The sequence below is a fragment of the Granulicatella sp. WM01 genome (assembly GCF_004570605.1).
In the GTDB taxonomy this organism is placed as follows: domain Bacteria; phylum Bacillota; class Bacilli; order Lactobacillales; family Aerococcaceae; genus WM01.
In genome coordinates this window covers 25475-51895 of sequence record NZ_SPPB01000007.1, presented here as the reverse complement: position 1 = coordinate 51895, position 26421 = coordinate 25475, and the positions used below count along the sequence as shown (strand labels likewise).

Here is a 26421-nt window from a genome sequence, read left to right as displayed (position 1 = left end):
TATTCTAACGGTGTTATTGAGGGGATAAATCGAAAAATAAAATTATTAAATCGCATGAGTTATGGGTTCAAATATTTTACATATTTACGAACTCGAGTATTTTTAGTGCAAGAAAAATTATTTAAACAATCTTAATATGGGCTGAAAAGTCTATCAAATCAGTATGCTTATTGTCAAGGCACGCTCACGCTATAAACCTTGACAACTGCATATCGATTCGAAAAGAAACAATTAGCCCTATTAAGAAAAAACAACTTAATATTTGCTGGAATTTTTACTTACCAACATAATTTGACGAAGAGCCTAGATAAAAAAGCCAGCACGATTTTTTAGTTTTTTCCCAGTTTTTGTTATTTAAAGATCTTTTTCAGTCCTAATTTATTGTGTATCCTAAATTTTTCTGGACAGAACGATGTATGTTTTTTGGCTATGACGGAATTGATGTGTTTGATACGCCTCTATATCATAAATAAGGTGTATTTTGATAAGTACGACAAAATCTCTTAACTCGTGACTAGGAAAAGTAGTTAATGCACTACTTAATCAAAATGTGTTATTTATTTTGTTTGAATAGCCTGCCTAATCGTATCTATAATGTGTTGTGTGTCAATATGATAGTACTGTTTCAAATAGTCTAATTTTCCTACTTGTCCAAATTGCTCTTGTACTCCCAAACGGATAAGTTTAGTAGGACAATGTTGGGAAAGTGTTTCAGCCACGGCACTTCCTAACCCACCGATAACATTGTGGTTTTCACAAGTTATGACCAAGTTAGTTTTTTGTGCGCTTGTTATAATCGTCTGGGTATCTAGCGGTTTCAAACGGTAGCAATCAATGACTTCAACGGAAATATTATCCTTAGTCAGCTCATCTGCAACTTGTAAAAGTGTGCTTAAACAAATGCCGTTGGCTATGCATGTGACATCTGTACCTTGACGTAGTACTTTAGAGCCATTTTCAAATGTGTCTTGTTCTGTATAAATGACATCAGCTTGTTTTCGCATAATACGTAAATAGTGAACACCTTTTGTTTTGTAGGCTTTTTTTAACAAATAAGCTAATTGGTATTCATCTGCTACATCATAAATATGTGCATGTGGAACCAATCTCATTAACCCTGTGTCTTCAAAACACATGTGTGTACCACCATTATGTTCAGCACTTACCCCAGCGTCTGATCCAACAATAACCACATGTTGTTTGGCATAAGCTAATGATACAAAAATTTGGTCGAAAGCTCGGCGTGTTGCAAATTGTCCGAATGTGTGAACAAAGCACACACCTCCTGCTACAGAAATTCCTGCGGCTACTCCCATCATATTAGCTTCCATAATCCCTAAGTTAATGTATTGATGTGCAAGTGTTTGTTTCAAAGATTGTGTCGCAATGGCATTACTCAAGTCAGCTTCCAAGACGAAAACATTAGGGTCTGCTTTAGCTATTTGTTCGATAGTTTGAGCATACATTTTACGCATTTCCATTGTTTAATTCCTCCTCTAATTGTGAAATAGCAATTTGAATAGCTGCACTATCTTCTTTATTTGGACGAATGTGATGATTATCCTCTTTTTGTTCTAAATAAGGGACTCCTTGAGCTTTTATGGTATCTAAAATGATAGCTGTAGGTTTATCTTGAGAGTAAGCCTCTTGAATAGCTAGATCAATTTGATTAACATCATTTCCTTTAATTCTTAGAGAGTGAAACCCAAAGGATTGCATTTTTTGAACGAAGTCAAAAGGATTGCAAATAGTAGATGTTGTTCCGTCCAATTGTTTTTTATTCTCATCAATAAAGACGATTAAATTTTTTAATTGATGATGTGCAATGAATTGAAAAGCTTCCCAACATTGTCCCTCGTTCAATTCTCCGTCACCTACAATACAAAATATTTTATTAGGTAAGTGATTAACATGATGATAATAAGCGATACCTGAAGCAACTGAAATGCCTTGTCCAAGAGAACCAGTTGTCATATCAACACCAGGTGTTAAATGGCAATCTGGGTGTGAGGGGAGATGTGTTCCATTTTGATTTAGTGTGTCTAACATATCTAAAGGAAAAAATCCTTTTAAAGCCAGTGTCGCATAGAGTGCAGGGCCGGCATGCCCTTTAGATAAAATAAAGTAATCTCTATTTGGATGTTTAGGATTTTCAGGATAGATAGTCATGTGTTTTCCATATAATACTGCCAAGGTTTCTACGATAGACAGTGATCCACCAAAGTGGCCAAATCCTAAATGCATTAGTGTTTTTAATAGTTCTAAACGAATACGTTTTGCAAAATTTTCCATAATAATAGCCTTTCTAAAGGTAATTGATGTATATAATGAGTTAGCTTACATAAGTGTATGATTTATTAGGGGAATAGATAAAGTGCATTGTTTAGGGTGTCTACTAGATAAAAAGAAAGCAGGCAAAAGTGTTAATGAAAAAGCGAGAAAAAACTTTCTCGCTAAATGTGTTTATTTAGTAGAGTCTTTCTTTTTGAAAGATACGGCAAACATTAATGCTAGAACGGCTAAAACACCGATAATTACCGCACCAGAACCACCTAAATTAGCAAGTTTGCCTAAGAAAATACCAGAAACACCAAAGTCTGCATCAGAGAAAGTAGATCCTGCAAACCCTAAATCGCCTAAAACAGGCATTAATAAAATTGGTAAGAAACTGATAACTAATCCATTTGTGAATGAACCAAGGATAGCTCCTTTGACTCCACCTGTAGCATTGCCGTAAACTCCTGCAGTTGCACCTGTAAAGAAATGTGGCACAACACCCGGAAGTACGATAATCGTACCAGCTGCTCCCATAATAAGCATGCTGACAAGTCCACCGACAAAACTTGCAAAAAAGCCAATAATTACGGCATTAGGTGCAAATGGGAATACGATAGGACAATCTAAAGCAGGTTTAGCATTAGGTACTAGTTTTGTAGAGATACCTTTAAATGCAGGGACAATTTCAGCTAGAACTAAACGAACACCAGCTAAAATGACAAAGACACCTGCGGCAAATGTTCCTGCTTTAATCAAGGCAAACACCATGAAATGTTGACCATCACTTAATTGAGATTGAATATAATCTTTGCCTGCAGCAAACGCTACAATAACATATAATATTGCCATAGTTAATGTAATACTTACTGTACTGTCACGTAGGAACCCTAAGCCTTTTGGAAAATTAATTTCTTCAGTAGATACTTTCTTTTTGCCCTTAACAGCTTTTCCAACGAGCGCACTTAGTGCATAACCAACTGCACTAAAATGTCCCAAAGCAACATTGTCATTACCGGTAACATCTTTCATAAAAGGTTGCAAAATTGCTGGAGATAAGGACATGATAATACCTAGAGCAAGTCCTCCAATTAAAACAAGTAATCCGTCATGTAACCCTGATACAGATAAGATAACAGCAACCATACATGCCATATATAAAGTATGATGACCTGTTAGAAAAATATATTTAAATCGTGTAAAGCGTGCGATTAAAATATTAAAGACCATTCCCGCCATCATAATAAAAGCCGTGGCTGATCCATATTTTGATAAAGCAAGTGCAACAATTGCTTCATTATTTGGCACAACACCAGAAACATTAAATCCATGTTGGAACATTTGAGCAAATGGATTTAATGCACTGACAAGTACATCGGCACCAGCGCCAATGACTAGAAAACCAACAAATGTTTTTATAGTCCCTTTAATAATATCTGGGCATGACTTTTTTTGTAGCAATAAACCAATAAGGGCAACTAATCCTAATAAAATTGCTGGTGAACTGAAGAAATCTTTTAAAAATTCTACCATGATAAAACCTCCTATAATTTACCAAAGCGTTGCATTGTGTCTTGCACTTTAGTACGTAATTCGTCCATATCGATAATGCTATCCAAAACAACCACATCACCTAAGTGAGTACCCCCCTCAGCAATATCTTTTGCTAAGAAAAAGACATCGGCACTTTGAGGTGTTGCTGAACTTAAATCAGAATGCTCTACTTCTACATCGTGAATATTTAATTCTTGTAAAATTTGTTGAATATTCATTTCTACCATAAAACTTGTTCCTAATCCGGAACCACAAACAGCTAATATTTTCATTTGTTTTCCTCCTGAGTATGATTAATAATATGTAAGACATCTTGTGTTGTTTTAGCTTGTTTTAATTGCTCTAATTTATGTGTATCCGACAATATTTTAGTGAGTTCGGAAAGCGCATTTAAGTGTGTTGTATTGTCAATTGCAGCTAGTGTAATGAACACATCAACAGTATGTTCAGCCATGTTATCTAATTGAACAGGTGTGTGCAATTTTAAAAGTGACATACCGATTTTTTTGACACCGTCTTCAGGTCTAGCATGTGGAATGGCTACACCTTTACCAATATGGATATACGGACCAAATGTTTTGACACGCTCAATAATAGCTTCAGCGTATTGTGGTGTGATATGGCCGTATGTTTCTAAAGGAGCACATGAGAGTTGAATAGCTTCTTGCCAAGATAGCGTATCCGTTGAAAAGTGAATGTACTCTGGGCGGATTAAATCTTTTAACATAGGGTTTTCTTTCCTTTCTATATAAGCATGTTGACGAATATAGCAATCAAGATCTTGCTCAAGATGTGCATAATCTAAAATTGTTGCATGCTTTTCAACAAGTGCAATAATATCTTGGCTTGTTGGCAATTTAGATGTAGTGACATTAAAATCTTTATTGACCACATCAATCAAATAATTTTTTTCATGAATAGATAAAATAGGTTTAGTGACATATACTGGAATAGGTGCTTTCATAAAAATTGTAGAAAAAATCATGTGAACATGTGTTAAATCATAATGCTCCATGTGTGCACTAACAGACCATTGGAACGTTGGAAAAAGTTGTTCCAGTTGTGTTTTTAACATATTTGAAGCACTAATGCCATTTGGACAAATGACAAGAGCATGTAGTGTGCTTTGAGTGGGAAAATTTTGTTTCAATTTTCCTCCAAAAAACATTGTTAAAAAAGCAACTTCATCTGCTGAAAAAGATTTATTTAACTCATGCTCTAATGGGATTAGTGAGCGTTTAACCATATCAAATAGAAATGGATAATCACTTATAATGAGCTCTGTTAAACTATTGTGAATGGGAATATCAAATAGAATACGATAGTATGTAGGCAATAGATGCAAACAGAGTCCTTTATATAAGTCAAGTTGTTTGTCAAAATGTACAACCATGTGACGTTCAATATAATCAATCATATAATGAATATGATGATGCAATTTTTGTGTATGCTCTAGCGTATTTCCCTCTACAACAGCTAGTAAATGTGCCGTTAAATAATACACTTCCATAGTATGATGAATATTTAAACGGTCTGCAATTCGCCGAGTAGTGTGCAATAATTCATGCTTAGTTAAGACGTGTAGTTGTTTGTCTGAAAAGCTGAGTGTTGAAGAGTCACGAATTAAAATGAGTTGATAAAAAAAGGTTAATAACTCTAGCCTTGACGGAGGAACACGCCAATTATCTTCTTTTAGACAAGACTTAATGGACTGACTAATATCATCTAAAAACGGATCAATTTGCCATGACTTAACCAGATGATAGATAATTTTTTTGCCAATAGAGTAGCTCAATAAATGATTTAAACAGATCATGGCAACATAACGTTTATCCATTTCTGTCCCATTTAAGTGATAACCTTTTTTTCTTGTGTATCCGAATTGAACATGATGTTTTAAACACATATTACGTACGTGTTTCATGTCGGATAGTACGGTATTTTTACTCACTTGCATCAACCATTGAAAGTGAAAATTACTGATAGTTTCTTGACGAATGAAGGTATATAAGTAAATTGTATAGATACGCATATCTTCTTCAAATAAAATATTTTTTTCGTTGTAAAAATCATCCTGTAACAAAAAATTTTCAAGTTGTTTATCATAGACAAAGACTTGATTTTCGATTGAAATAGGTGCTAAATGTAGTGTATGTAAATAATCATTTAGTTGTTTCAATTTTAATTGAAATTGTCTTTGGCTGAGATGATGAATATCCAAAAATGAGTGTACGGTTATTGTAGGGTTTTCCAATATATGTTTGAGTAGTGTCATTAAACTATTATCTAACATTATTTTTCCTCCACGTTTTTATCATATAAGAATACTGTCTAAGATGCTATACTTTTTCAGCACAAAGTCATGTTTGGGATAGGTTATATGATTGTGCCGAAAAGCAATAGAAGTAGAATTATCAGGGATTTTTGATATTCTATATTAGTGAATGATAACATATTTTATAGAAATATTGGGGGCTTATCTAGTAGATAGTTGACAAGATGAAATGGAAAATTCACAGAGAAATAATGTGTAAAAAAGAGAAAACAAGGGATGCAGTGTGAAGTGTTCAAAAGAATAGTAGATGTAGTAAATACTAATACAAGAGTTAAGATGTTTTTAAAGTCATCTATTTAGGAAAGGAAATTTATAGGATGTATTCGTTATATCTGAAAATATAATAATTAGTATTTACGGCTATTTTATAACTTTGCATATTTAACGAATTTTTATATTGTTATTAGATTTTTTTATTCTATTAGTCAAAAGGAATATAATGCTTTAAAAATATCCCCATGAAATAAAGCTGCATGCAAGTGTATAAACGGCATGCAGCGTATTCATTTAGAGTGAATTTGTGATAAGATGAGAAACATAGTGATATAATTCCAAACGGCTAAATAGGGTGGCATCAGGAGTATGATGACCAGTTATGTGTTTATGGTAAGGATTTAGCCATATTGCTTTCCATTCGGCTGATTTTGCACCAATAATATCATTTTGATAAGAATCACCAATATAGTAGGTGTGTTGTTTATTTAAATGCATTTTTTGTTCTAATATCGAAAAAATTTGTTTATCAGGTTTCATGACATTAACATCTTGAGAAATGATAATGTGATTAGGATCTATCCAGCGTGTGAGTTGAAGTTGATGCACTTTTTTCCACTGATGTTCACTAGGTCCATTTGAAATAATGCCTAATGGAATGTTATGTTGCTGACAAAGGTTGAGTAAATGTATAATATGTTCGTCTAAATGTAAATTTCCTTGTTGTGTAGCATAGTCATCTTGAATTGCTAAAGCAAGTTCATTTGAAATGATGTAATCATAGTCTAACAATGCTTGCTTTAATCTATAAATGTGCATATCTTGTATAGTCATTTGATTATGCTGCGTAGCTTCAAAAACAGAGTCACTATAGGCTCTATAGCTCAAAAATAAAGAAACGAGTTGATGAGATGGAAAAGAGAGATATTTATATAGTGCATTTTTAAAAGGAATCATTTGATCATAAACTGTGTCGTCAATGTCTAAAATAATAGCTATATTATTGTGTGTCATAGATGCACCTCCTTTGTTACTCAACTAAAAACTAGGAAATTTTTGATACGCACTTATGGTACAACAGACTATTCTGTAATACGAAAGGGGATTTTCCTAGTTTTCGAGTATTATTCAATGTCTAGTTTTCTATCTTCATTAATTAAAATATTTTCAATTTTACGTGCTTTTCCAGTAGTATCATCAAGTTCAAGGAAGCAAGCAGAAAATAGTTTACGTCCTGAATCGGTGACTTCATGTCGGGCAGGTAGTTGATTTTTAAATTTAGTAATAATGGCTTCTTTTCTAAATCCTAACACACTGTCATAGGCACCAGTCATGCCTACATCACTCATAAATGCAGTGCCTTGTGGTAAGATTCTAGCGTCATTTGTTTGGACGTGCGTATGTGTCCCTATAACAGCAGAAACTAAGCCATCCATTGACCAAGCAAATGCTTGTTTTTCGCTGGTTGTTTCAGCGTGAAAGTCAATAAAAATATGTGGCGTGATGTTCCGACATTCTTTAATTAACTGTTCGCCTACGGTAAAAGGGTCATCTAAATTTGCCATAAAGACACGTCCTTGTAAGTTGATAACAGCTAATTTTTGATGATTAACGTTGATGATAGTAAAGCCTTGTCCAGCAACACCTTTTGGAAAGTTTGCAGGCCTAACTAGTTTAGGAGCTTGGTGGATAAAATTAAAGATATCTTTATTATCCCAAGTGTGATTTCCCATTGTGATGACATCAATGCCTAGTGCCAATAGTTCTTTGTATATTTTTTCTGTTATCCCTTTTCCATGTGCTGAATTTTCAGCATTAGCAATTGTGATTTGTGGTTTATATTTGCGTTTTAATTTAGGTAATAATTCCCGTACACTTTCTCTCCCAATGCCTCCCACAATATCACCGATAAATAATATTCTCACGATTTTGCCTACTCTTCCTATTTTTAAACCCTATATAACTTTTGCACCAATGACATGTTCCAAGTGTTTCAAAGCATAGTGATGACCAACATCATCAAAACTTGCTACAGCAAGTTTATGAACAACTATATCGTATCCTAAATTGTATCCTTCTATTGCAGTATGTAGGACACAAATATCTGTACACACACCACATAAATGAATTTCTGTAATGCTCCGTTCTCTCAAGCGACTGTCTAAATCTGTTCCTGCAAAAGAAGAATAGCGGCGTTTGTCCATTTTATAAATATTGACATCTTGTGCTAAAACGTCTAGTTCTCCGTAGAAGTGTCTACCTGTTGTCCCTACGATATTATGTGGAGGGAATAATTTGTTTTCAGGATGATACTTGTCCTGTTTTTCGTGTTTATCTGTTGCAAAAACGATAAAATCTTGATTTGCTTGAAATTCTTTTACTAATGAGGCAATAGCGTGCTCAATATTTTGTCCAACCGTACCACACGTTAAAGCTCCATTTGTAGCGATAAAATCATTTGTATAGTCAATAACAATTAGTGCTTTCATGCTAAATTCTCCAATATTTCTAAAACCATTTTTGCTGAATTTTCTCCAGCTGTGACAATAAATTCATCAAATGACACAGGAGCTTTACCATCTGCATTATCAGAAATTGCTCGAACAATAACAAAAGGCACATTCAAGATATGACATGTTTGAGCAATAGAGGCACCTTCCATTTCAGTACAGAGTGCTTTAGGGAAATGAGTTTGGATAGTGTGTATTTTTTCTTGACTATCAATAAACGAATCAGAAGATACAATTTCCCCAATGTTCGCACGTAAATGACAAGATTGAACAGCTTTATATGCCAATTGTACTAAAGTATCATCTGCTTCATAGTAAAGTGGCATTTGAGGGACTTGACCGATTGCATACCCAAAAGCAGTCACATTGACATCATGATATGCCACTTGGTTAGAAATGACAACATCTCCAATGGATAACTGTGCCAAACTACCAGCAGAACCCGTATTAATGACATAATCAACTTTATAATGTGTAATTAGTAAAGTTGTTGCAATAGTTGAATTGACTTTTCCAATACCGGATTGAACAAGAACAACGTCATGACCATTTAGTGGGCCTAAAACAAACGTTAAATGATGTTTTTTTTCTTCAATACGGTACATCATACGACTTAATAATAATTCCGTTTCTTGTGCCATAGCACCGATAATACCTATTTTCATATAATCTCCTTACTTTTTAAATGCGATAAATAAAATGAGGGCAAGTAATATTAATTCAACGATAATGCCTATCGTTAAAAAGCGATTGATGCTTCCTTTACGAGTAGGACGATTAGGTTGTTGAAGTGTTTCTAAGGTTTGAAAATCTTGTGGAGATAAACGGATAGTTTCATCTTCGTAAGATACGTTTTGCTCCTCTACATATTCTGGATGATTTTTCTTTAATCGTGAATTCACAAGACACCCCTATCAACTAGCAAGTCCCAATACAAAATAGCATACAACGTTTTAGCATCGCTAATCAAGCCTATTTTTATATATTCTTCAACATCTTTTCGACTCAATTCTAAAACTTCAACGAATTCATCCTCATCTAAAGTTAAATGGGATAGCGTTGTTGGAAATAAACCTTTTGCCAAAAACAATGTAATTTCTTCTGATAAATAGCCAGGACTCATTGACATTGTGATGACTTTTTCCCATTCTCTTGCTTCATAACGTGTTTCTTCAATCAATTCTCTTTGAGCAGCTGCCAAAGGAAGTTCTCCCTTTTTATCTAGCATGCCTGCTGGAATTTCAATCAACATTTTTTCAACACCTTTTCGGTATTGTTTGACTAAGACCAATTTATTTTCTGGAGTAATAGCAATGATAGCAACAGCACCATTATGTAAAATAACATCTCTAAGAGCTGTTTTTCCATTTGGCAAAGTGACATGATGCTGTTCGACTGAAAAAATACGCCCAGTATATTTTAATTCTTTGCGAATTGTTGGTTCATTTAAGCACATAATATACCTCCTTAAAGACATAGTTTTTATGTAGTTATAGTATACCATATTTTTGACAGATAACATTGTTTTTTGTTATGATTTTATTAGGTATATGATACTAATAGATAGGAATATTTTATGGAAGATTTAACACAGAAAGCGGAAAAAGGAACATTATTAAGTATTGTCGTGTATATTATACTAGCAAGTTCAAAAATTATGATAGGCACACTTTGCTATTCAATGGCACTTGTAGCAGATGGTTGGAACAATTTTACAGATATTTTGTCTTCCATTGCCATTTTTATTGGGATGCGTTCTTCACGCATTCCAGCAGATGCAGAGCACCAGTATGGACATTGGAAAATAGAGAGTATCGCTGGTTTGATAAGTGCGTTTATTATGTTCATTATAGGTGCTCAAGTATTGTTTTCTGCCGTCCATGCTCTGTTGCTTCCTAACAGTCAAGAATTTGATAGTATCTTGGTTTGGACAGGATTGCTCTCAAGTGGAGCATTGGCTTTGACGTGTTTGTACAATTATCGTCTAGCAAGAATAACACGTTCAGCAGGGTTACGTGCAACAGCACAGAATAATCGTAGTGATGCTCTAGCAAGTTTGGTGACAGGAGTATCTTTATTCATTACTAAAATGACACAACTTGTTTGGATAGATAGCTTAATGGCAATTATCGTATCGCTCATTATTTTGCAAACGGCATATTCTATTTTCAAAGATAATGCTTTCATTTTGTCTGACGGTTTTGATAATGCTAGCTTGCAAGATTATCGTCAAGTCATTTTAGCACATTCTGAAGTTTTAGATATTCGTGCTTTAAAAGCGCGTCACTATGGAGCAAATATTTATGTAGATGTAACAGTTGTTATGCCGGCGAATCTTACTGTTAAAGAGAGCCATAGCGTGACAGAAGATATTGAAAGGGAATTGCAACAAAACTATCATGTATCATTTATAGATATTCATGTAGAACCAGATGAATAGAATGGGGTGGCTCATTCTGTTTTTGTCTAATAAAGAAAAAATATTTCCAATTCATGATTATTTAAGATAAAATAATCTTTTATAATGCTTATTGCACAATATTTGCAACGTTTTTTACAACTCAGCATAATAGAAATACATTTCAAATAGGAGGTTATCTATGCCAGCAACACAAGAAAAAGCTGTATTAATTACACTTTTTGGTGGGACAGGAGATTTAGCACAACGCAAATTATATCCTGCTTTATTTAGACTATTTAAAAAAGGGTATTTACGTCAACATTTTGCCGTTATTGGAACTGCTCGTCGTGAGTGGAGCGATGCTTATTACCGTGAAATTGTGATGCAATCTATTGCTTCATTAAGTGATGACGAAACTGAAAAAGAAGAATTTTCAAGTCATTTTTATTACTTATCACATAATGTTCAAAATACACAAGAATATCAACAATTAAAAGAATTGGCCAGTGAATTAGACAAAAAATATCAAACACAGCAAAATCGAGTATTTTATTTAGCTATGGCACCACAATTTTTTGGAACAATTACAGAGCATTTAAAAACACAACATTTATTAACTGAACAAGGATTTAATCGTTTGATTATTGAAAAACCATTTGGGCATAATTTAGAGTCTGCTATTGAGTTGAATGATCAGTTAGCACAAACTTTTGAGGAAACGCAAATTTATCGTATTGATCATTACCTAGGTAAAGAAATGGTACAAAATATTAATGCTATCCGTTTTTCAAATATCTTTTTTGAGCCATTATGGAATAATAAGTTCGTAGATAATGTTCAAATCACATTATCTGAAGAAGTTGGTGTTGGAACAAGAGCAGGTTATTATGATACTAGTGGTGGTGCTTTACTTGATATGGTACAAAACCATATTTTCCAAATATTATCACTACTTATTATGGAACCCCCTGTACAAATGGACGGAAATGATGTAAGACAAGAAAAAATTAAAGCACTGCGTTCGTTACGTGCATATTCTCCAGAAGATGTTAAGCAAAACTTTGTACGTGCTCAATACACTCAAAGTGAGGAGTTATTAGGATACTTACAAGAAGATGGTGTTGTTGAGCATTCGCGTACAGAAACTTATGTTGCCGGGAAACTAATGGTTGATAATTTCCGTTGGGCAGGTGTGCCTTTCTATATTCGTACTGGAAAAAGATTAGCCAATAAAAATACTGTTATTCATATCCAATTCAGATCAGTAGATGTGAATTTATTCCATTCTCCAACGCAAGTGGATATTTTACCAGATGTGTTAACTATTCATATTCAACCTAGTCAAGGCATGTCCTTTAATATAAATGTGAAACAAATGGGACTATCTAATGATATTGAACGTAAACCATTATTACATTACGTTTCTCCTGAACAAGAAAAGGATATTCCGGAAGCGTATGAGCGATTAATTTTAGAATGTTTGAATGGGAATAATGCTAACTTTGCGCATCGTCAAGAAGTCGAATTGTCTTGGAAATTCATAGATTTAGTGCGTTCAGCTTGGGATAATGATACCAGTTCTGATTTACCAACATATCCAGCAGGTAGTCATGGACCAAAAGAGGGAGATGACTTATTAGCTCGTGATGGATTTTCATGGCATTCATGTGACACAATCTATTGTCCTAACGAATAAATTTTGAATGTGATGACGTATAAAGGCAAACCGTTAGTAAAATAATTCTAAAGATGTTTATATCTGTTTGTCAGCAGAATTAACAGGCTTTAAATCAGATACTTTCAAATCTGATTTAAAGCCTGTTTTTTGATAGGGGAACAATAAAGGTTTTATAGGATTAAAAAATTGAATACGTTAACCTCAATATATTATAGTGTTTATATTTTTGCACTATATGGTGAGTGCCTCCTCGAAAGATAATTCTTTTAAGGAGACACTTATTTGGTACAAGTAACAATTGGTGTTTTATGAAGCGTGGGAGTGAACTATTTTGAGAAACTTAAAATGTTTCATTTGTTATATCATCTACTAATGAGTAGTGGGTGCTTTGGCGTATAGATAAACTATTGAATAAAAGTAAAATACTGATGAAAGCAATGCTGCTAAATACTGTTGGAAAAATAGGATACTGATTAGCGTAATATGTTTCTATAATAGGTGCAGATAATGTTACAATGACTGATAATATTATGGCAACTAGTAAAGACAAGCTGCCTGTTTTTAAGTTTTCTATGGATAACATGGTTCTAATTTGTTTATTTGTCATACCGACCGAACGTAACATAGAGAATTCACGACGACGTAGGCGAATATTAGATGACATTGTATTGAATAATGTTGTTAAACAAATAATAGAAACTAAAGAGATAAATCCATAGGCTATAATTTGGAACATAATCATTAGGTTGACTAAAGATTGACGATGAAGAATGCTACTATAAATGTTAACATTTGGATACAGTGTTTTTATCTGTTCTGAAATGATTTTTGCATTCTCTTTATTGTTTATATTCACAACTAATGTGTTTGTGATATATAACTTACCTGAATCTTTTACTAACGTGTCAAATAGTTCTTGAGAAACAATAATCGTATCAGGATGTTCTAATCCAAAGGATAACTCATCGCCATTAATATTGTTTGCCAAATTTATATATTGTGTAACAAGGTGATGGCTGTTTTCTTCTGATGTATTTGAGTTTGATTGTGTTTCATTTTCAATAGGTTGCCAAGACATTAATGGTAATGTGTAATTTTTTAATAGGTTACTTGGTAAAGCAGGTGTAATTCTTTGTTGATTGAATCGTTTATATTGAGATGAAACTAGTATACCCTTTTGACGAAATTCATCTGGTGTGACATTCGCTTTTTTTAATACCTCTGTTTCTTTATCTTTGGATAAAAGTGCTAAATAGATTGAAGATATAGTGTCTTTGTATTGACCAAGTGGCTCACTTGGTTGTTCAGACAGTAAAAAATTATCTCTGTGACTTTGGATAGAATATACAGATGTTACTCCGTCAATTTGTGATACTTTTTCTGAATCTACGTGGTCTTCTGGATGATAGAGGACGACAAGATCTCCTTTACTATACATTGAATTTTGGAACCCTCCCATAGCTGTAGCTGATGAAAGTTGATTTTGCATAGCAACAACCATATTCGTAATAACGTTAAACGTTAATAGGCTAATAGTCAATGTGACAAATACAGTCCGTGAGCGTGAATGATTATGATGCGTATAACGATTAGCTAAAAACGCAGGAATACCGAATAGAGAATAGAAAACCCCTGATTTTTTATGTTTTTTTTGTTTAATCTTATTAGGTAGATAAGACTTAAATGGGACTTGTTTAATATTGTCAATTGGAGATCGTTTGGCAGCACGAATACTTGGAATTAGGGCTGACAATAGAATAATTAATGCTGAAAATACAACAATACCTACTAGAGCTGGAGCATAAAGAACAGTTCTGAAAATTATTTGGAATGGCGTATCAAAAGACTTAGCTAATTCAGTAAAAATATTTAAAGAAATGACTGAGCCGATATATCCAATTATCATACCTAAGATAATGGATATACTACCTATCCAAAAGGCTTCTAATAACATCATTTTAGTAATTTGAATCCGTGTTGTTCCAACGCTTGATAATGCACCTAATTGTTTAATACGTTCTCCCAATGATAAGGAAAACGATGAATGAATAATTGTAACCGTAATAACTAGTGTGATAATTAGAATAAGTGAAAGTGTTCCACTTATTATGTCAAACGAAAAAAACAGAGGGATGTTTTCTTTGTCATAAATAAAAAATAGACCTAGTAATGCATTGTTGGTATAGAAGTTAACAGTTTGTTTAGTTTGTGTAGAATAGTGTTTTAATACGTCAAAAATTGATGCGTTCAAGTCTTTCATTTGAGCGTACATAATAGCGTGATTACTATTAAAATCATTGTTTAAGATATAAGCAATAGGTGTTGGAGAGTATGAGGACAATCCAACGATTGTATATGTTTTAGATATGCCATTAGCATGTAATGTGATGTGTTTTCCTATTAGTTCATTGTCCGATGTTTCAACGTTTGAGGAAAGAACAACTTCGTTTTCGTTTTTAGGAAGATGTCCTCTATAAGTTGTGACAGGAATGGATAAAGAACTTTGTTCTGGGCGGTATGTTTGTACACTAAAGGTATGTTGTTGATCATCTGTTGCATCAATTGCTGGTATAGTTAATGTGTTAGATATGAAATTAGCTGATGCAAGATCATTTGCTGCAGTTTGCGTGATGAGTTGTGTAGCAAAATGCCAGTTTCCTCTAGTATGCGTCATACCATCGTACATGACTAGCCATGCACTTGATAAAAAGATAACAATGGCAGTAAGTAGTGCAACTACTGTTGTGATAGACAATCCGGTTAAAAAAGTTCTTTTTTTATTTTCTTTTAAATGAGCAAGTGTTAATTTGTTTAAAATACTCATACTCTAATCACCTCATCTTTCACAATTTTTCCGTCTTTTAATGTAATCACACGATTAGCTTGCATGGCAATGTCTAAATCATGCGTAATCATAATAATGGTTTGGTTATATTTTTGATTAGATAATTTTAGTAGGGAAATAATCTCTTTAGAATTGTCACTATCTAAATTTCCTGTAGGTTCATCAGCCAGAAAAATAGCAGGTTTGCTAATTAAAGCTCTCCCTATTGACACTCTTTGTTGCTGCCCACCTGATAGCTGATGTGGCAAATGTTTTTTTCGTGTTGTCAATTGTAGAGTATGTAAAATCTCATCTAAATAGTCTTGAGGAATCTTTTGAGCATCTAATTCAATTGGTAAAGTGATATTATCCACAACATTTAATACCGAAATTAAGTTGTAAAATTGATAAACTAATCCCACTTGTCTACGTCTGAAAATAGCTAGATTATCTGGAGATAAACTATAAATATCTGTTCCGTTGATAGTGACAGTTCCTTGAGTGGGATAATCTACGCCGCCTAATAAGTGAAGAAGTGTTGATTTTCCAGAACCACTTGAACCAACTATAGCAATAAAATCTCCTTCATTAACACTTAAATTAATATTGTCTAAGGCAACCACACGATTATCGCCTTGTCCATAAATTTTTGATAAATTTTTAACTTCTAAAATAGTCATATATATGCCTCCGTTCATTTATTTATTTTTAGTATAGTGCCTAAAAGTGACAATAAAGTGACAAAACTAAAAAAGTTTTAGCAGTATGTTGACATGAGTGCTAAAACGTGGTAGACTATGTTTAGCACTAAAGGATAAAGAGTGCTAAACATAGTCGTGGCGATGGGAAGAGGTGAAGAGATGTTAACCGATCGTCAGTTAAAAATATTACAACTTATTATTAGATTATATCATGAACAGCAAGAACCTATAGGCTCAAAAACGTTGTTACAAGAAACAGATTTACCGTTCAGTTCGGCAACTATTCGTAACGAAATGATGAGATTGGAAGAATTAGGATTTTTGGAAAAAATGCATTCTTCTTCAGGGCGTGTGCCGTCATCTTTAGGATATCGTTTTTATGTAGACAATATGCTTCCAGAGTTAGTACATAATGCGATTAAAAAACAAGATATTCAGGATATGCAGGCTGCTTTAAGGCATCGTTATCACGAAATTAGCGAAATTGTTGATATGTCTGCACGTATGTTGTCTAGTTTGACGAATTATACAACAATTGTTTTAGGTCCAGAGAAAAAACAAAGCAAATTAACAGGTTTTCGGTTAGTGTCTTTGAGCGACACACAAGTTATGGCGATTTTAGTAACAGATAAAGGATATGTTGAAAACCAAATTTTCAATGTATCGCAAACTTTACCGCAAGCCGATCTTGAAAAAATGGTTAATATTTTAAATGATGAACTAGTTGGCTTGACTCTTTCCGAAGTATTTGTCAAATTACAACAGGATATTCCAAATGTTATTCGACAACATATTTCTGCACGATTTGATATTCTCCCTATTTTATATGCGTTAATTCGTCGTATGGAGGCAGAAAATGTTGTTATAGCAGGCAAAAATAATTTAATAGATTATTTTCAAGAAGAAACCAATCGAGAAAATATTAAACAAGTGTATAATATCATTGAAAATACAGATGATTTATACGAATTGATGATGCCAACGCATAGTGGAATAGACATTAAATTTGGTTCGGAGTTAAAACATGCTTCATTGAAAGATTTAAGTTTTGTTACGACCACTTACCAAACTAAAAATGGAACAGGTGTAATTGCTTTGATTGGACCAACAAATATGCAATATTCACGTGTTGTTGGATTGATGAATGCAATGAGTGAGGAACTTACAGATTGTATTAATCAGTATTTTGAAGACTTATGACAAAAAATGTTAAGAAAAGAGGGTTTGATGTGACGCAAGAACAACAAGAGCATGAAACGTTTGTTGAAAACGATAAAGAGCATGTACAAGATACACAAGAAACATTGGAGCATGCTGAAGAACAAGAAAAAACAGAGCAAGAGTTAGAAATTGAACGTCTAAGTGCTGAAAATGATGCTCTAGCAGATAAGGCGTTGAGAGCACAAGCAGAATTACAAAATATTCAAAAAAGACAAGCTAAAGAGCGACAAGATTTATTAAAATACCGTTCTCAATCATTGGCTAATACATTGCTTCCAGTATTAGATAGCTTGGAACAAGCACTTACTGTTGAAGTTAGTGATGAACAAGGCATTGCACTGAAAAAAGGTATTGAAATGGCATATACAAACTTTGTTAGTGCTTTAGCTAGTGAAGGCATTGAAAAAATTGAATCATTAAATCAGCCGTTTGATCCAACTGTACATCAAGCGATTCAACAAATTCCTGCTCAAGACGGGCAAGAAGCAGATTATGTTGTGCAAGTTTTCCAAGACGGTTACAAACTACACGATAGAGTGATTCGACCAGCTATGGTTGTTATTTCTCAATAGAAACATTTATTTAACTATACATATTCATCGTAAAGACAAGGTGCGGGTGTTTACGACAAGAGATAGCACCAAATAAAAATAACAAAAAAAGAGGTAAAACATTATGGCAAAAATTATTGGTATTGACTTAGGAACAACAAACTCAGCAGTGGCAGTTTTAGAAGGAACTGAATCAAAAATTATTCCAAATCCAGAGGGAAATCGTACAACTCCATCTGTTGTGGCGTTTAAAAATGGCGAAATTCAAGTAGGTGAAGTGGCTAAGCGTCAAGCTGTAACTAACCCAAATACAGTTATTTCTATTAAATCAAAAATGGGTGAAGCAGGTTATAAAGTAAATGTGGAAGGTAAAGAGTATACTCCACAAGAAATTTCAGCGATGATTTTACAATATTTAAAAGGATATGCTGAAGATTACCTAGGCGAAAAAGTTGAAAAAGCAGTTATTACAGTGCCAGCTTATTTCAATGATGCACAACGTCAAGCAACAAAAGATGCTGGTAAGATTGCCGGTTTAGAAGTTGAGCGTATTGTTAATGAGCCAACAGCAGCAGCGTTAGCTTATGGATTAGACAAAACAGATAAAGATGAAAAAATCTTAGTATTTGACTTGGGTGGGGGAACATTTGACGTATCTATTCTTGAGTTAGGCGATGGTGTATTTGATGTTTTAGCAACTGCAGGGGACAATAAACTAGGTGGAGATGATTTCGACCAAAAAATTATTGATTTCTTAGTGGCTGAATTTAAAAAAGAAAACGGCATTGATTTATCTCAAGATAAAATGGCTTTACAACGTTTGAAAGATGCTGCTGAAAAAGCGAAAAAAGATTTATCAGGAGTAACGTCTACACAAATTAGTTTACCATTTATTACTGCTGGAGCAGCAGGTCCATTACACTTAGAACAAACATTAACACGTGCTAAGTTCGATGAATTGACACACGATTTAGTAGAACGTACAAAAGTACCAGTACGTCAAGCCTTAAAAGACGCAAATCTTTCAACAAGTGATATTGACGAAGTTATTTTAGTTGGTGGGTCAACACGTATTCCATCAGTTGTTGAAGCAGTGCGTAAAGAAACTGGCAAAGAACCTAATAAATCTGTTAACCCAGATGAAGTTGTTGCTATGGGTGCAGCAATCCAAGGTGGTGTTATTACTGGAGATGTAAAAGACGTTGTCTTATTGGACGTTACACCATTATCATTAGGGATTGAAACAATGGGTGGAGTATTTACAAAATTAATTGATCGTAATACAACTATTCCAACAAGTAAATCACAAGTGTTCTCAACAGCAGCAGATAATCAACCAGCCGTGGATATTCATGTTTTACAAGGTGAACGTCCAATGGCAGCAGATAATAAAACATTAGGTCGTTTCCAATTAACAGATATTCCACCAGCACGTCGCGGTGTTCCACAAATTGAAGTAACATTTGATATTGATAAAAATGGTATTGTAAGTGTTCGTGCTAAAGACTTAGGCACACAAAAAGAACAACAAATTACAATCAAATCAAATTCAGGTTTATCTGATGAAGAAATTGAACGTATGGTTAAAGATGCAGAAGCTAATGCAGAAGCAGATAAAGCACGTAAAGAAGAAGCAGATTTACGTAATGAAGTAGATCAACTATTGTTCCAAGTGGATAATACTTTAAGCGAACTAGATGGAAAAATTGAAGCAGAAGATGTGAAAAAAGCTGAAGATGCTAGAGATGCATTAAAAGCAGCTGTTGAAGCAAATGATTTAGAAGACATGAAAGTTAAACGTGATGCATTGAGTGAGGTTGTCCAAAATTTAACTGTTAAATTATATGAGCAAGCAGCAGCTCAAGCTCAAGCAGCTCAAGGTGAAACGACATCAGATTCAAGTGCAAGTGATGATAATATCGTTGATGGCGATTTTGAAGAAGTAAAATAATCATAGATAAGAACTGGAAAAAGGATAGAGTATATGTTGTTGCAGTATATCATAATTTTTTAAATATTATGTTACTAACATTGCACTTTTTCCAGTTTTTCTATGAGTGTTGTGAGATAAAGAAAAATAAGTTTTGAATAGTTTAAAACAGGAATAGTATTATAATTGCTATTATGATATTTAAGATAGGAGGTAACAATGGCAAAACGTGATTATTATGAAGTGCTTGGTATTTCAAAAACAGCAAGTGAGGACGAAATAAAAAAAGCCTATCGTAAATTATCAAAAAAATATCATCCAGACATTAATAAAGAAGATGGAGCCGATGAGAAATTTAAGGAAATTTCTGAAGCGTATGAAATGTTGAGTGATCCTCAAAAACGAGCAGCTTACGACCAATATGGACATGCTGCAAATGATCCAAACTTTGGTGCCGGTAGCAGTGGTTTTGGAGGATTTGGTGGATTTTCTGGTGGTTTCGAAGATATTTTTGAAAGTTTCTTTGGCGGTGCTGGTGGTTTTGGTGGTGCTGGACGCTCAAGAGCAAATATGCCAAGACAAGGCGAAAACTTGCAACAGCGTGTGCATTTAAGTTTTGAAGAAGCTATTTTCGGTAAAAAAGAAACAATTTCTTATCCAAGAGAATCCGAGTGTCATACTTGTCATGGGAGTGGAGCCAAAGAAGGTTCTCAACCAGTAACTTGTCATAAATGCCACGGTAGTGGGACAATTAATATTGAGCAAAATTCAATTTTTGGACGAGTGATGACGCAAGCAACTTGTGATGTTTGCCGTGGAACAGGAAAAGAAATTAAAGAAAAATGTACCACTTGTCATGGAAATGGGCGAATTAGAGAAACGCATAAAGTAAGTTTTACGGTACCAGAAGGTGTTGAAGAAGGGCAACAAATGCGTTTAACTGGACAAGGAGAAGCTGGATATAATGGTGGGCCGTATGGCGATTTGTATATCATTTTTACTGTAGGTCAAAGTAATCAATTTACACGGAATGGTTCAGAAATTTATTATGAACAGCCTATTTCATTTGTTCAAGCAGCTTTAGGAGATGAGGTAGAAGTGCCTACTGTACACGGAAAAGTCAAGTTAAAAATTCCTGCAGGAACACAAACAGGAACGACTTTACGCTTAAAAGGAAAAGGTGCTCCTCGATTGAGAAGTTCTGTTGTTGGAGATCAACACGTTAAAATACGTGTACAAACACCAAGAAACCTTTCAGAAAAACAAAAAGAATTATTAAGAGAATTTGCTCAACTATCTGGAGAAGAAACAGTAGAGGACGATGGAAATTTCTTTGATAAATTATTTAATCATAAAGATAAAAAGAAAAAATAATCCAGAAAAAACACGCAAAAAATTCAAATTTTTCAAAAGATGATAAATATATCAAAAGGCTTTAAATGCAGATTTTATAGTCCGATTTAGCACGTACAATAAATCGTGTTGGTGAACAAAAAGAGTTTGCCAATACGATTATTTTTATATAATTAAGTGAAGTAAATGTGTTTACCAACATAATGTGATGAACTTCCTGTGATTAAAAGTCTTTAAAGTTTATTTCGTTTTTTGTAGAATTACAACTAAAGACCTATATCAATCGTATGTAATTTGTTCTATACTAGTTATACCTTATAGAGAGGATAATAAGATGAATATTTTATAAAGAAGGTGATGAGGTGAAAATTGATTTTTTAGAAACAGCAGATAATCCTTTTGGGCTAACATTTACCTTTTGGCAGAACAACCATCAATTGCAGCGTTGCAAAGCCAAAGAAATCCCAGTTGTTATTCGATCTATTGATTACGAACAACCGGTTACTTTAATTATTGCACCGGTAAAAATAATTCAGTGGTGCTATCCACTATTGTTACTAGTGTCTTTTTTATTCGAAGATATACTTGAACCATTTATCATACAGCAACTAACATTTATGCCACAAAACACTATCCAAGTGGATTATCAAATAAGTTCAAGCAGAAGAGTTTCACTTTCCAATATTCCTGTGTTGGCAGACGTTTGCTATATACGAAAATTTGAGTTTGTGTTATGGGGAATAGTCATTGGAATGATTAATTTATTGATGATTTTCGCTAGCTTTACGTTATTGTTTAGTCAATTATGGTATGTTGGATTATTTCTATCTGTTTTAACAAGTGCAGTTCTGTATGTTTTTATTAAAAAAGGTAGACAATTGTACCAATATACCCAACGAGCATAGCGTATTCATAGTATGAAAGTATATGCATCTATTTTAAATTGATGTAACAATTGTTGCATGTAATTGTACTATGTCAATTTTTTTGTAAATTAGATATAAAAAATAAGGATTTAGTACGCAATAGTAATTTAGAGATATATTGTACTAATTGTGGAGTTTTTTGTTTAAATTGTAAAGTTATCAGTTTTAAAGAGGATTTGAAAAATAATCAGTACATATTATTAAAAGAGCAGTATCCGTAGATTTATCGCTTTAATGACTAGTGTGAAAGAATTAGAGAAAGGAATTTCTTATGAAATTGACAATTACTGATGTTCCGATAACATCTAAAATTAAAATTTATCAAAATGACTACTTATTAGAATGGTTTAGAGGTGGCGATATAAATAGGATTATCAAGCATGTGGATATAACGAAACCGATTAGAATTGAAGTGGAAAGTTCGCTAATAAAGCGAGTGTTTCATCCTGTTTTACTCCCATTAATGTATTTGATATTTGATTATAGTGAGGAGATAGCACCTTATCATAGTGTTTATCGTATAACCATGATGCCACAGGAAATTGTCGTTTTAAGATTAAATCGAAAAACTGCTAAATTTGATACAAAAGATAATTTAGTGTTGTTACAAAATGATTGCTACTTGAAAAAGTTAGATTTTTTGATGTGTATAGCACTATTTGCTGCGATAGATATGACAATAATCTATATATGTCATGCCATATTAGCCAATCAACACGTAAATTCTTGGGTAATAAAAGGTGTTTTGTTAGTTTTTTTACTCGTTTCTATAGGCACACAATATCAAGATTTAAAACAATTGTATCGTCTTTATCAATACGGTAAGGAGAATAAATAAGGACATCTAATTTGTCAAATGTATAGCCTGTTACATTTAAAATATAGAAGTAATATATAGGATGAGTATGTATTTGGAATTTTTCATTGATAAGCCTATTAATAAGATACCAATAGTTTGCAGAGTATAATAAAATTTGGGAGAACTGATAGTAAAAGTAGGTACATTACGGTCATGTTTTGTCAACATATTTTTGTTTTAGTGGATAGGACGATTTATATAGTTAAGTTAAAAATACATGTTTTCGTACATCGTTGTGTAAAAAGAGCAGGTTCAATACAAATAGATGTTTTTTTTAATATGTACAATACGAGTAGAGAGATATTTGAAAAAATGTAACAGTTAAGGGACTGGAAAACCACCAAGCATTGTTTGAAGTAATATTTTTAAAATTGCGAGGAATCAGCGTCTATAAACGAAGATTTCCCGCATTTTTTGATATTTGGAAACTTTTTCTAGTCCTTTAACGGCATTAGAAAAGGCTAATTTATAGTATTTCTAATTAAAAGAGTATGGTGAGAAAGTAGTCACACGAGTAGAATTGAGGTATAAATTCTGTTATACTAATGGACAAAATAGCATAAAAATGCTACTTTGATTAGTTAGTAGTAGAGAGTGAGGGGAAAGATGAACCATTTGTTAAATGGCATGAATACTAAGCAAAAAGAGGCAATTCAATGTACACAAGGTCCTCTCTTAATTATGGCTGGTGCAGGAAGTGGAAAAACACGTGTATTGACGCATCGTATTGCTTATCTTATTGAAGAAAAGAATGTTAATCCGTGGAATATTTTAGCTATTACTTTCACGAATAAGGCAGCACGTGAAATGAAAGAGCGTTTGGAAGGGCTGATAGGACAAATTAGCCGAGATATGTGGGTATCTACATTTCATTCAATGTGCGTACGTATTTTAAGACGTGAAGCAGAATTGATTGGATATTCAAGACAATTCAATATTATTGATACTGCTGAGCAGAAATTGTTAATGAAACGTATTTTAAAAGACTTGGATTATGATGCAAATAAGTTTAGTGATAAGATGATTTTAGGGGTTATTAGTGATGCGAAAAATCGTTTAGTCAGCGCTAAGATGATGAGAAAAAGTGCCGGTAATTATTTAGAAGAAGTATTGGCAAGTTGTTATGAAGAGTATGAAAAAAGATTACAAAAAAATCAATTATTTGATTTTGATGATTTAATAATGAAGACAGTTCAATTATTTAAACAACGTCCAGATGTTTTAGAACAGTATCAGCATAAATTTCAATATATCCATGTTGATGAGTACCAAGATACAAATAAAGCACAGTATGAACTCGTTCTACAGTTAAGTCATTATTTTAAAAATATTTGTGTTGTAGGAGATGCTGACCAAAGTATTTATGGTTGGCGTGGTGCCGATATGCAAAATATTTTGAATTTTGAAAAAGATTTTCCGACTGCACAGACGATTTTGTTAGAGCAAAATTATCGTTCTACACAACATATTTTACACGCCGCTAATAGTGTCATTATAAAGAATCAAGAGCGTATTCCTAAAAAATTATGGACAGACAATGAAAAAGGAGAACACATTATCTCTTATTGTGCATTTTCTGAAAAAGATGAAGCAAGTTTTGTTTCACAAACTATAAAACGATGCTTACAAGATGCACAATCAATGTATGGTTATCAAGATGTAGCTGTTTTATATCGGACTAATGCACAATCACGTGTCATTGAAGAATCTTTAGTGACTTATAATATTCCTTATAAAATCGTTGGTGGACTAAGATTTTATGATCGTAAAGAAATTAAAGATTTAGTGGCTTATTTGCGTTTAATTGCAAACCCTGATGATGATTTATGCTTTGAAAGAGTAGTCAATGAACCGAAACGGAATGTTGGGAAAGCAAGTATTGAAAAACTTCAGCAATTTGCGACAATGCATGATATATCTTTATTTAAAGCAGCTCAAAATGTATTAGCTACAGATGTATCGACTAAAGCACAAAAAGGGATATTATCTTTCGTACGTGTCATTGAAACATGTCAATCTTTAGTTGAAGAATTGAGTTTAACGCAACTCGTTGATAAAGTGATGCTACTTTCAGGGTACAGGGATGCATTGAATAATGAAAAAACTTTAGAGTCGCAAGCTAGACTACAAAATATTGAAGAGTTTAAATCGATTACGAAAACATTTGATGATGCTTATGAACCGGAGTTAACGGAAAGTCAATTACACTCTAATGTTGAAGACCAACATATAAGCCAAGAAAGTGATACCATAAATCAACTATTAGATAGCCTCTATTCAACAGAGTTATCAGTAGACTCTAAAAATGACGAGTCAATTCATCATAGTGGAGAAGACGTACCATTAGAGCAAACGTTTAATGAAAAATTTTTAGAAGAGGATATGATAAAATTACAGAAATTGGCGCAATTTTTATCAGATTTTTCGTTAGATGGCACTGTTCAAGAGGACAATCAGCAAGGTGTGACATTAATGACCTTACATGCAGCTAAAGGATTAGAGTTTCCACTCGTTTTTATTGTTGGATTAGAAGAAACTATTTTTCCAACGTCACGAAGTATTTCTGAAGGAGACTTGGAAGAGGAACGGCGATTGATGTATGTCGGTATTACAAGAGCAGAGAAAAAACTGTTCTTAACGCATGCCTCATCTCGCTTATTTTATGGCAAAAATCAACGCAATACCCCGTCACGTTTTTTAGATGAAATTGATGAGAATATTGTAGAGCGTACCGATTCGACTATGTATGGTAGAAAAAGTCATGTTGGACAAATACAGTATAGTAGTGCGTTTAATGTTCACAAAGAAAAAGTCTCCATTGTACAAAAGCAAGCGATTGTATCTAATCAAAAAGATGAACAAATTTCTTGGTCTGTAGGGCAACAAGTTAATCATAAAAAATGGGGAATAGGGCGAATTGTACGTATTAGTGGACAAGGAGAGGATACAATGTTAGATATTGCCTTTGATGGTCAAGGGATAAAAACATTGCTTGCCAGTTTCGCACCGATTACCAAAGCGTAAGTTAGGACTAGAAAAACAGATAGATATAGTAAAAACGCAAAATAAATGTGTTAAACTGTGCTGATTA

General features: G+C 33.5%; 23 protein-coding genes. 10 read left to right on the top strand and 13 right to left on the bottom strand.

Features of this window, described 5'->3' with window-relative positions; genetic code table 11:
• On the top strand, positions 1–135 hold a 135-nt coding region (locus E4T68_RS02175; protein ID WP_167753761.1), incomplete at its 5' end, for a transposase.
• 422 nt (positions 136–557) lie between these two features.
• On the opposite strand, the gene E4T68_RS02170 is transcribed toward E4T68_RS02175, so the two are convergent.
• The 11 genes from E4T68_RS02170 to E4T68_RS02120 all read right to left on the bottom strand — a co-directional run bounded on the left by E4T68_RS02170 (position 558) and on the right by E4T68_RS02120 (position 10342).
• On the bottom strand, positions 558–1481 hold the full coding sequence (locus E4T68_RS02170; protein ID WP_135123675.1) for a transketolase family protein: 924 nt from the start codon (positions 1479–1481) through the stop codon (positions 558–560).
• Complete coding sequence (locus E4T68_RS02165; RefSeq protein ID WP_135123673.1) at positions 1468–2292, bottom strand: transketolase; 825 nt, start codon at positions 2290–2292, stop codon at positions 1468–1470. The genes E4T68_RS02170 and E4T68_RS02165 overlap by 14 nt, the downstream gene beginning before the upstream one ends.
• A gap of 171 nt (positions 2293–2463) precedes the next feature.
• The gene (locus E4T68_RS02160) at positions 2464–3807 is read right to left on the bottom strand and encodes a PTS ascorbate transporter subunit IIC (protein ID WP_135123671.1); all 1344 of its coding nucleotides are present in this window, start codon (positions 3805–3807) and stop codon (positions 2464–2466) included.
• Between the two features lie 11 nt (positions 3808–3818).
• Positions 3819–4100, bottom strand: coding sequence for a PTS sugar transporter subunit IIB (locus E4T68_RS02155; RefSeq protein WP_135123669.1), 282 nt, complete (start codon positions 4098–4100; stop codon positions 3819–3821).
• Positions 4097–6121, bottom strand: a complete 2025-nt coding sequence (locus E4T68_RS02150; protein ID WP_135123667.1) for a BglG family transcription antiterminator — start codon at positions 6119–6121, stop codon at positions 4097–4099. The genes E4T68_RS02155 and E4T68_RS02150 overlap by 4 nt, the downstream gene beginning before the upstream one ends.
• Positions 6122–6670: 549 nt before the next feature.
• Positions 6671–7390 (bottom strand): HAD family hydrolase, encoded by a 720-nt coding sequence (locus E4T68_RS02145; RefSeq protein ID WP_135123665.1) that lies wholly within the window; start codon positions 7388–7390, stop codon positions 6671–6673.
• 110 nt (positions 7391–7500) lie between these two features.
• The gene (locus tag E4T68_RS02140) at positions 7501–8301 is read right to left on the bottom strand and encodes a TIGR00282 family metallophosphoesterase (RefSeq protein ID WP_135123663.1); all 801 of its coding nucleotides are present in this window, start codon (positions 8299–8301) and stop codon (positions 7501–7503) included.
• A gap of 30 nt (positions 8302–8331) precedes the next feature.
• Positions 8332–8865: a cysteine hydrolase family protein gene (locus E4T68_RS02135; protein ID WP_135123661.1), complete on the bottom strand. Its 534-nt coding sequence runs from the start codon at positions 8863–8865 to the stop codon at positions 8332–8334.
• Positions 8862–9551 carry a 5'-methylthioadenosine/adenosylhomocysteine nucleosidase gene (locus E4T68_RS02130; protein WP_135123659.1) on the bottom strand — a complete coding sequence of 230 codons (690 nt, stop codon included), beginning with the start codon at positions 9549–9551 and terminating at the stop codon, positions 8862–8864. The genes E4T68_RS02135 and E4T68_RS02130 overlap by 4 nt, the downstream gene beginning before the upstream one ends.
• A 9-nt stretch (positions 9552–9560) precedes the next feature.
• Positions 9561–9788 carry a hypothetical protein gene (locus E4T68_RS02125; RefSeq protein ID WP_135123657.1) on the bottom strand — a complete coding sequence of 76 codons (228 nt, stop codon included), beginning with the start codon at positions 9786–9788 and terminating at the stop codon, positions 9561–9563.
• Positions 9785–10342, bottom strand: a complete 558-nt coding sequence (locus tag E4T68_RS02120) for an NUDIX hydrolase (protein ID WP_135123655.1) — start codon at positions 10340–10342, stop codon at positions 9785–9787. The genes E4T68_RS02125 and E4T68_RS02120 overlap by 4 nt, the downstream gene beginning before the upstream one ends.
• A gap of 120 nt (positions 10343–10462) precedes the next feature.
• Here E4T68_RS02120 and E4T68_RS02115 point away from each other — a divergent pair, with 120 nt between their 5' ends.
• Entirely contained in the window at positions 10463–11326 is an 864-nt protein-coding gene (locus E4T68_RS02115) for a cation diffusion facilitator family transporter (RefSeq protein WP_135123653.1), read from the top strand.
• A 160-nt stretch (positions 11327–11486) separates the two neighbouring features.
• Complete coding sequence (zwf, locus tag E4T68_RS02110; RefSeq protein WP_135123651.1) at positions 11487–12983, top strand: glucose-6-phosphate dehydrogenase; 1497 nt, start codon at positions 11487–11489, stop codon at positions 12981–12983.
• 322 nt (positions 12984–13305) lie between these two features.
• Here zwf and E4T68_RS02105 read toward each other — a convergent pair whose 3' ends face one another.
• Together E4T68_RS02105 and E4T68_RS02100 are read right to left on the bottom strand one after the other, a co-directional pair.
• Positions 13306–15789: an ABC transporter permease gene (locus E4T68_RS02105; RefSeq protein ID WP_135123649.1), complete on the bottom strand. Its 2484-nt coding sequence runs from the start codon at positions 15787–15789 to the stop codon at positions 13306–13308.
• Entirely contained in the window at positions 15786–16469 is a 684-nt protein-coding gene (locus E4T68_RS02100) for an ABC transporter ATP-binding protein (RefSeq protein WP_135123647.1), read from the bottom strand. The genes E4T68_RS02105 and E4T68_RS02100 overlap by 4 nt, the downstream gene beginning before the upstream one ends.
• Before the next feature lie 162 nt (positions 16470–16631).
• Between E4T68_RS02100 and hrcA the strand changes: the two genes are divergently transcribed.
• The 7 genes from hrcA to E4T68_RS02065 all read left to right on the top strand — a co-directional run bounded on the left by hrcA (position 16632) and on the right by E4T68_RS02065 (position 26354).
• Positions 16632–17690, top strand: coding sequence for a heat-inducible transcriptional repressor HrcA (gene hrcA, locus E4T68_RS02095; RefSeq protein ID WP_135123645.1), 1059 nt, complete (start codon positions 16632–16634; stop codon positions 17688–17690).
• Positions 17687–18283, top strand: a complete 597-nt coding sequence (gene grpE, locus E4T68_RS02090) for a nucleotide exchange factor GrpE (RefSeq protein ID WP_135123643.1) — start codon at positions 17687–17689, stop codon at positions 18281–18283. Before hrcA ends, grpE begins: the two co-directional genes overlap by 4 nt.
• A gap of 103 nt (positions 18284–18386) precedes the next feature.
• Positions 18387–20213 (top strand): molecular chaperone DnaK, encoded by a 1827-nt coding sequence (dnaK, locus tag E4T68_RS02085; RefSeq protein WP_135123641.1) that lies wholly within the window; start codon positions 18387–18389, stop codon positions 20211–20213.
• Between the two features lie 198 nt (positions 20214–20411).
• A complete protein-coding gene (gene dnaJ / locus E4T68_RS02080; protein ID WP_135123639.1) occupies positions 20412–21566 on the top strand; it encodes a molecular chaperone DnaJ in 1155 nt (384 codons plus the stop codon).
• A 341-nt stretch (positions 21567–21907) separates the two neighbouring features.
• Positions 21908–22450: a hypothetical protein gene (locus E4T68_RS02075; protein ID WP_135123637.1), complete on the top strand. Its 543-nt coding sequence runs from the start codon at positions 21908–21910 to the stop codon at positions 22448–22450.
• Positions 22451–22742: 292 nt separating this feature from the next.
• Positions 22743–23309, top strand: a complete 567-nt coding sequence (locus tag E4T68_RS02070) for a hypothetical protein (RefSeq protein ID WP_135123635.1) — start codon at positions 22743–22745, stop codon at positions 23307–23309.
• 627 nt (positions 23310–23936) lie between these two features.
• Positions 23937–26354 (top strand): UvrD-helicase domain-containing protein, encoded by a 2418-nt coding sequence (locus E4T68_RS02065; RefSeq protein WP_135123633.1) that lies wholly within the window; start codon positions 23937–23939, stop codon positions 26352–26354.
• Positions 26355–26421: the final 67 nt, after the last annotated feature.